This is a genomic window from Tritonibacter sp. SIMBA_163, from assembly GCF_046535935.1.
Classification (GTDB): Bacteria; Pseudomonadota; Alphaproteobacteria; order Rhodobacterales; family Rhodobacteraceae; genus Epibacterium; species Epibacterium scottomollicae.
The window spans coordinates 1-338 of sequence record NZ_JAWJBP010000201.1 but is presented as its reverse complement, the minus strand read 5'-3'; the positions used below and the strand labels follow the sequence as shown (position 1 = coordinate 338).

The 338-nt window shown below is 52.4% G+C and carries 1 rRNA gene; it reads left to right on the top strand.

Going from position 1 to position 338, the window contains the following annotated elements:
• Window positions 1-338, top strand: a 23S ribosomal RNA gene (locus tag R0J92_RS22085); the annotation flags it as partial.

Below are 338 nucleotides of genomic sequence, written 5' to 3'. Positions count from 1 at the left end.
CCCAAATCCTGGTTAAGTGGGAAACGATGTGGGAAGGCTCAGACAGCTAGGAGGTTGGCTTAGAAGCAGCCATCCTTTAAAGAAAGCGTAATAGCTCACTAGTCGAGTCGGCCTGCGCGGAAGATATAACGGGGCTAAATCAGGTACCGAAGCTACGGGTTCATCCTCTGGATGAGCGGTAGAGGAGCGTCGTGTAAGCCAATGAAGGTGGATTGAGAAGTCTGCTGGAGGTATCGGAAGTGCGAATGCTGACATGAGTAACGATAATGCGGGTGAAAAACCCGCACGCCGAAAGCCCAAGGTTTCCTTGCGCAACGTTAATCGGCGCAGGGTGAGTC